The organism is Sulfurisphaera sp. (genome assembly GCF_059755235.1).
Map to the genome: position 1 here is coordinate 1 of NZ_DBPRYF010000043.1, position 6,152 is coordinate 6,152.

9 protein-coding genes are annotated in these 6,152 nt (G+C 34.5%); 2 read left to right on the forward strand and 7 right to left on the reverse strand.

From position 1 onward, the window contains the following. The 6 genes from AC3OCB_RS06695 to AC3OCB_RS06720 form a co-directional block, all read right to left on the reverse strand. Positions 1–923 (reverse strand): MFS transporter (locus AC3OCB_RS06695; RefSeq protein WP_498341563.1); only part of this gene is annotated, 923 nt, incomplete at its 3' end. A gap of 136 nt (positions 924–1,059) precedes the next feature. Beyond that, complete coding sequence (locus tag AC3OCB_RS06700; protein ID WP_498341564.1) at positions 1,060–1,323, reverse strand: hypothetical protein; 264 nt, start codon at positions 1,321–1,323, stop codon at positions 1,060–1,062. After that, positions 1,311–1,754, reverse strand: a complete 444-nt coding sequence (locus tag AC3OCB_RS06705; RefSeq protein WP_498341565.1) for a hypothetical protein — start codon at positions 1,752–1,754, stop codon at positions 1,311–1,313. The genes AC3OCB_RS06700 and AC3OCB_RS06705 overlap by 13 nt, the downstream gene beginning before the upstream one ends. 2 nt (positions 1,755–1,756) lie before the next feature. Further along, complete coding sequence (locus tag AC3OCB_RS06710; protein WP_498341566.1) at positions 1,757–2,119, reverse strand: hypothetical protein; 363 nt, start codon at positions 2,117–2,119, stop codon at positions 1,757–1,759. A gap of 258 nt (positions 2,120–2,377) precedes the next feature. After that, a complete protein-coding gene (locus tag AC3OCB_RS06715) occupies positions 2,378–2,776 on the reverse strand; it encodes a HEPN domain-containing protein (RefSeq protein WP_498341568.1) in 399 nt (132 codons plus the stop codon). Beyond that, the gene (locus AC3OCB_RS06720) at positions 2,773–3,096 is read right to left on the reverse strand and encodes a nucleotidyltransferase domain-containing protein (protein WP_498341569.1); all 324 of its coding nucleotides are present in this window, start codon (positions 3,094–3,096) and stop codon (positions 2,773–2,775) included. Before AC3OCB_RS06720 ends, AC3OCB_RS06715 begins: the two co-directional genes overlap by 4 nt. Positions 3,097–3,227: 131 nt before the next feature. On the opposite strand from AC3OCB_RS06720, the gene AC3OCB_RS06725 reads away from it, so the two are divergent. Continuing rightward, positions 3,228–4,157: a dipeptidase gene (locus tag AC3OCB_RS06725; protein WP_498341571.1), complete on the forward strand. Its 930-nt coding sequence runs from the start codon at positions 3,228–3,230 to the stop codon at positions 4,155–4,157. 13 nt (positions 4,158–4,170) lie between these two features. Here the strand turns inward: AC3OCB_RS06725 and AC3OCB_RS06730 are convergent, their stop codons facing one another. After that, positions 4,171–5,664, reverse strand: a complete 1,494-nt coding sequence (locus AC3OCB_RS06730) for a hypothetical protein (protein ID WP_498341572.1) — start codon at positions 5,662–5,664, stop codon at positions 4,171–4,173. A gap of 160 nt (positions 5,665–5,824) precedes the next feature. Here AC3OCB_RS06730 and AC3OCB_RS06735 point away from each other — a divergent pair, with 160 nt between their 5' ends. Next, positions 5,825–6,058, forward strand: coding sequence for a hypothetical protein (locus tag AC3OCB_RS06735; RefSeq protein ID WP_498341573.1), 234 nt, complete (start codon positions 5,825–5,827; stop codon positions 6,056–6,058). The last annotated feature ends 94 nt before the right edge of the window (positions 6,059–6,152 follow it).

The following is a 6,152-nucleotide window of genomic DNA, read 5'->3' on the forward strand; positions in this document are numbered from 1 at the left end:
AAACCAGTAGAAAGTATATCTAAGTCAAAACCCACTGGCTTAGGTAACTCCAGTAGATATGTGATTGACTGATAAGCCATAAAAATTCCAAAACCTGCTACAAATGCAGCAACATTAGCCACTAGCACATTCCTTTTACCTAAAAGATTAACTGGCATCAAAGGAGACTTAATCTTTCTCTCTACAATGAGGAAAGCTGCAAAAAGAGCAAGACCAGTAAACATTGTTACAGTAAAGAGAGACGAGCTCCATCCCCATGTTGGTGCCTCTGAAAACGCTGTTGTCATAAGAGCTAAGGAGATACCCAGTAAGGAAGCTCCGACGTAATCAATCTTCGTATTAGGATTAGTGTATCTGCTTTCTCTTATTTCTTTATAAGTCAAGACAGTAAGGAGTATCACAAAAGGAATTACCAAGTGGTAGTTATATTGCCAACTTAAATCTTGGGCTACAGTCGCAGCTATAGGTAGACTTACTGCTGAGCCGATTCCAAACATAGCACTAACAATTCCTTGAGCCCTAGGTACTAGTTGTGGAGGAAACTCTTCTCTGATTAAACTAAAAGCTAAAGGAAACATTCCCAAACCAATTCCTTGAAGAGTTCTAAAAACTATAAAAAGTCCGAAGTTTGGGGCAAAACCGTCTAGGGTTACTGCTATAGTATATATAATCATTACATAAACTAGAATCCTCTTTTTACCATAAATATCACCTAGTTTTCCGATAATTGGATTTGCGATTACTCCACTAATTAAGTACGCAGTCAGAACCCAACTAACGGTTGCTGTGTTAACATTATAATCATCTGCTATGGTAGGAAGAGAAGGTATTAACATTGACTCTGTATACATTACGGCAATTGCAATTGGAGCAAGGATGAGTAAAGCTTTATTTGCATACTTCAAGTCGTAGTTTTCTAACATAAAGATATATCGATGGTGGGAGAATATAAAATTGTTTTAAAAAAATCCTTACAAAGTGTTAACATAATTTGACAATAATAAGATTCCCTTATTAAATCTCTTCGCTCTTTTTTTATAAAGTGGTTGTATAAATCTTTTATGAGGAGTCTAAACCCTGCATAAGCATATCTTTAAAAAACCATTTATGAGGAACGTTGTCTCTTCTCGGAGAACTTCTCCCCTTGACATTATACCGACTGTTATACTTTACGTAAGCCTTTATGCTCCAGTAATTGTACAAAGAAAGAAGTAGCGAGCTAGCAATTCTTCTCATCATCACTTCGTCAATTACACCGCTGTTTATAAAACGATCTATTAACTCAAATAACTTTCTCGGATTCAACTTCTCTATTGATGACATATCAAACCTACTTCGCCGACAAGATCTTTAAATCCTTCTTTTCTCATTTCCCCCTTGATAGATTTACATAGATCACTCCAAGTATCTCTGCTATTACAGCCCTTTAGTTCTACCCCTATAAATAATATCTCGTCAGTTTCTACATCAGGGAAAGGAAAAACATCAGCTATGTATATATTTAAAGGCTCTAATATAGTGTCTAACCACAAGAGTAATGCCGTGAGTTCTTCTAAGCTCATATTTTCCTCAATTTTATTTATAATAAGTTCTACCTTGACGTAACTTTTCAAAATTTGAAGTATCTCTTCTTTCCCCATTTTGCTAATTATTTCATAAATCATAGTTAATGAAAGAACTGCTCCTCTCTGCAGATTACCTATATCTTCTTCATTAACAGTCTCCAAACTTGAACCATAGGTCTGGGAAAGCATAGTTAATCGACCTTTTTCCAGGTTATTTTCTTAGCACTCCTCAGTATATAAATTGGTTGCTCTTGCACACTTTTGTATTTTGTGTTTTTAACAACCATTAGAGGTTCGACTTCTGCTCTTATTGTATATTTCTCATTAAAAAGATATTCGACCTCCTCATAGGCTGACTGCTTTTCAGTAACATTAACTAAAGTCCAACCATCTGACGGAGTTTTATTTGGTTCAATAGTTGGTCTGTCCTTTACCTCATTCAGCACAGACTGAGAAGGGTGAACAGAGATTCCGCTGACAGTTATAACGTTAAATTCGACTCCAAATGGGGAAGAAGTTTGAAGAGGTTTAATATCAATGACTGCAACTCGCAAGATGATATTTGTACTATCTGAAAGCCTAACGTAGCCAAGCTTAAAGTTTTTAAGTGTAAACTGGTCTGAGAAAGCCGACAGCGTAGAATATGTTTATCTGTAGCACATAAAACCTTTTCTTTCTTCTGTTAATCATCAACAAATTGAATGAGCGAAGACCACATCAGTCTTTACTTTCTTTAACTAAAAGTTTTACTTCTTGAGGGACTGCTATTGTCCCCCATGTCTTTACTTTCTTTAACTAAAAGGCTTCCTTATTTATACACTTATGTTAAGCTTTTTAACTACAAGCTCTCTTACCTTTTCAGCTATTCTAATCGCTTCCTCAGCCTCCTCTAAGGTAGGTTCTAAATACGATGGATGCCTAAATTCTGTTGCATATTCTGAAAATCCCTCTAAGTCCAATTCCTTAAGTTTCTCAAATTCTTTATCTTCGTTTATGCAAAGATCTAATAGATCTAAAATGTCATGAGTTTTCTTAAACTTAACTTGCTTATAAACTAAGTATGCTTTCAGATACTTTTCAATCGCTTGTTGAGCGTGAAACGTTATAATCCAAGGTTCCTCATTTAGGTCTAGTAATTCCTTAGAAACTCTTAAGTCTGCATCAGTTTTCTTCAACCGCCTCCTAACTTCATCGATAATCTCATCTGTCATAATGGGATTCCTTCTCTAAAAGCTTCATTTACTATAGTATTTACTATGTGTTTTTTCTTTTCAAAAGTCTCTTTGTCTACTATAATTAAATCGCTCTCAATCTTTTTCTCATGTAATGCCCTTATAACAGCGGAATAAAACTGTAGGTATTTTCTTCTATCTAATTTCTCTTCAGTTACAACTAATATATCCCAATCTGAATCTTCTCTATAATCCCCTCTAGCTCTAGATCCAAATAAGATTACCTTATCAACTTGAATAATGAACCTCTTAGCGGTGTCTAATATTGTTTGCTTAATAAATTGAAGTGTTATTTCCACATTATTCAATATCTTCTTTTTTGTATTTAGCTTTTCACTGCTTACACACAATAATGTTTAGCTTACTTTTCATTGTCTCATTTCGTTATGGTACTTGCATGCTTATTATCTTGAACTTCAAACTTTTCCTCATGAAAATAGTTGATTTGCATGAAGATTTTGCATATTCAGCTCAAAATATTGACATTATTGAAGGGGATCACCAGTCGAGTATAAAAATGCTAAGGGAGCTTGACCCCCTAGTTTTCGCTTCTATTTTCCCTCACGTAAATACGATTGATGAAAGAAGTGAGGAACTAACTTTACTCTATGGAACTCCAACAAAATCAACAAATTTCTATTTTGAGCTCTTCATAGACCAAGTGAAATTCTATTATTACCTCGAAAGAAAAGGGTTAGCTAAAATCGTGAGAAAAGTAGAAGACTTAGAGACTCCCAGTATAAAGTTCCTTTTATCACTTGAAGGAGCTGACGTCTTAAGGGATTATACTGACTTATATTTGCTTAAGGAACTTCACGTCTTGAATATAGGCTTAACATGGAATTATGATAACAAGTTTGCTTCCTCTTGTATGTCTAAAAAAGACTATGGATTAACATCTGAAGGAGAAAAGCTAGTTAAACTTGCAAATGAATTAGGAATAATCATTGACCTAGCTCATGCCGGAAAACAGACTGTTCTTGATGTAGCTTCGATAACCAAAAAACCTGTTATAGATTCCCACACAAACTTTACTAGGCTTAAGGAACACAAGAGGAACTTAGATGACGATGAGATTGAAGCTATAGTTAAGACTGGTGGTGTCATTGGAATTACTGCAATAGTTTCAACATTAAAGGAACCAACAATTAACGGTATTATTGAAAGTATTAAGTATTTGGGAGAAAGTTTTGGATGGGAATATGTAGCCCTTGGTACAGACTTTCTGGGAATAGAAGAAACCCCTCAAGGCTTTGAAAATATATTAAAAGTCAAAGATTTGGCTAAAGCATTAGAAGGACATGAAGAGGAAGTGTTATGGAAAAATGCTTATAGAGTTATAAAGAAAAATATTGCTTAATAAGAAAAGAGTTCTACATCTTTCTTCTTAACATTAGTAACGCAACCGCAACTATTACTACTATGATTACTATGACTATTGCTAACGTTAAATATGGGGTAGATGAACCTGGAGAATAACCATAAACCACATAGTAAGTAGTTGAAGGGTCATCAAATACTACAATATGCCCGTTATAAACGAAGTAATTATTGGAATTAAGTTGAACTAATCCGTTACTGGTTTGTTTAAATACTGCAAACGTCTCATTTTTCATCATACTTACGTTAAACACCATGTTTCCAGACGCGTTAACATTTACCTGCTGTGCGGTATAGCTTTTACCACCTAATGTTACGTTAGTCTGAGTAACGGAGGCTGGTGGGACTAACTTAACTGGCTGTGCTGTTCCATTCTGATAAACTACAACATATCCTTGTCCATTAGTTACATTAACAAGTACTAAGTTAGCTGGTGAATTTACATTAACTTGATGATAAAGATTAACGTTCCCGGTGCTCTCTATGCCATTATTAGTTATTTCAATTACCGCAGGCGTACCGCTTATCATAACTGTAGTAGTTACTCTAGGGTGAGAGATTTTAACTGATGGGTTAATTACGATTTTTAAGTCTGAAGAGACTGCATAATGCTTGTTTTGTATAAACATTCCTTCAGTATTTACATAGTTTGAGAAGAAGTGGTTCTCAAGATAACCAGCTACTGTGCCGTTAACTCCAAAGAATTCAATTGCAGTAAATTCTACATTGCCTCCTAGGTTAAAAGTGTCAACAGAAAAGGAACCACTTACTTGAGTACTCCATATCATTGCAGGAGCATAAGTATTATCAAAGTAAGCTGTTGAAGTATTGTAGTTAGCTTCAGCAGGCACTCCTTGATATTGGAATTCCATTCTATGATATCTTTCTGGATATGTTGATTGAATAGAAAGAGTAAATTGTGCTTCACCATTTAGTGTTAAATTCACTTTGTTAAGCAAGAGAGAAACGGTTTCTGAATAAGAAGATTGTGTATGATTCAAGTTAAATGTAACATTTGCAAAACTGCTTCCGTTCAAGAACTGAAGTACAAGTTCTGCTGAGGAGTTAAAGTAAGCTAAACCACTAACAGTGGCTGAACTATTAGTAAACCCAGCCCATACTACTTCTTCAATTAGGCTTGGTTCTATCAATAAAACTCTTGCCAGTTGAGGAATACTTGAAGATACTGAAATGTTATATTGTGATAACGTGACTTTTATCTGTCCAGTAAAGTTACTTAAGCTTCCTACACTGACGTCATAAGAGTAACTACTATAAGTTCTCTGCTCTTGTTGGTTTGGAGACGTTGTATTGTAAAAAACGCTAGAATAAGAGTAGTGTATCCCCGAGGGGTTTGACTCAAGTGTGGATGAGTAATGCTGGTACATTATTATTGTTGAATTAGCAGAAGCACTTGCTGGGGTAATTAATAGCGCTATAGGGGATAGGAAAAACAAGAGGGCTAAAATAGAACTTATTTTTTTCATGGTAATATCCTTTGAAGATCTATTTAAAAATTTGATCCAAACAGTTTTTGAAATTTACGTGCTAGCGTAATTATTGATGAAAATTATTATTGCTTATCACATGAAAGTTTATATATGAGTAGAAATATGTATAGACAAAAATATATCTGGTAAAAAAGAAATGACTCATCATCAAGGTTCATTTATTCCTTATAATGGCACATCATTTGTGATAGCTTACCTTGTGGTAGCAATTATAGTTGTCATAATAATTTTAAGGACTTCTTTAGAGGAGTTAAAGTTCACAAGACTTGATTATTATTTCTTCATGATCATTACGTTAATAATTGCAGTCGCAATAATTGCAAACATACTAGGTTTCGGAGGAACTATATCTACTGCTGGAGGATTTTAATCAAGGTCTTTCTGAAAAACAGTAAGAAAAGTTTTTATGAACGTTTACGAAAAGTTACTATATGAAGGTAATTGTTAGCAGAAATGGAAGCATA

Excerpts from the sequence above, each read along its gene's own strand:
- AC3OCB_RS06715 (WP_498341568.1), bottom strand. The coding sequence starts at position 2,776 with ATGACAGATGAGATTATCGATGAAGTTAGGAGGCGGTTGAAGAAAACT.
- AC3OCB_RS06730 (WP_498341572.1), bottom strand. The coding sequence starts at position 5,664 with ATGAAAAAAATAAGTTCTATTTTAGCCCTCTTGTTTTTCCTATCCCCT.
- AC3OCB_RS06700 (WP_498341564.1), bottom strand. The coding sequence starts at position 1,323 with ATGTCATCAATAGAGAAGTTGAATCCGAGAAAGTTATTTGAGTTAATA.
- AC3OCB_RS06725 (WP_498341571.1), top strand. The coding sequence starts at position 3,228 with ATGAAAATAGTTGATTTGCATGAAGATTTTGCATATTCAGCTCAAAAT.
- AC3OCB_RS06735 (WP_498341573.1), top strand. The coding sequence starts at position 5,825 with ATGACTCATCATCAAGGTTCATTTATTCCTTATAATGGCACATCATTT.
- AC3OCB_RS06705 (WP_498341565.1), bottom strand. The coding sequence starts at position 1,754 with ATGCTTTCCCAGACCTATGGTTCAAGTTTGGAGACTGTTAATGAAGAA.